Raw genomic sequence first — 336 nt, forward strand, 5'->3', positions numbered from 1 at the left:
ACCAGTGGGAGAACGTGCCCAAGGCGGTGGTCGAGGGCCTCGAAGGCACCCTGACCCTGCCCCTGGCCGACGGCCTGAAGTGGAGCAACAACCTCACCTACATGCTGCAATCGAAGAACAAGGAAACCGGCGACGTGCTCTCGGTGACGCCGCGCTACACCCTCAACTCGATGCTCGACTGGCAGGCCACCGACGACCTCTCGCTGCAAGCCACGGTCACCTGGTACGGCAAGCAGAAGCCGAAGAAATACGACTATCACGGCGACCGTGTCACCGGCAGCGCCAACGACCAGCTCTCGCCCTACGCCATCGCCGGCCTCGGCGGCACCTATCGGT

Annotated in this window: 1 pseudogene; it reads left to right on the forward strand. The window is 64.3% G+C overall.

Annotation, left to right across the window (positions count from 1 at the left end):
* Positions 1-336, forward strand: a pseudogene (locus ACLJNW_RS23890) (TonB-dependent siderophore receptor); the annotation flags it as partial.

This window comes from Salmonella sp. SAL4457, assembly GCF_046548235.1.
Taxonomy (GTDB): domain Bacteria; phylum Pseudomonadota; class Gammaproteobacteria; order Enterobacterales; family Enterobacteriaceae; genus Salmonella; species Salmonella enterica.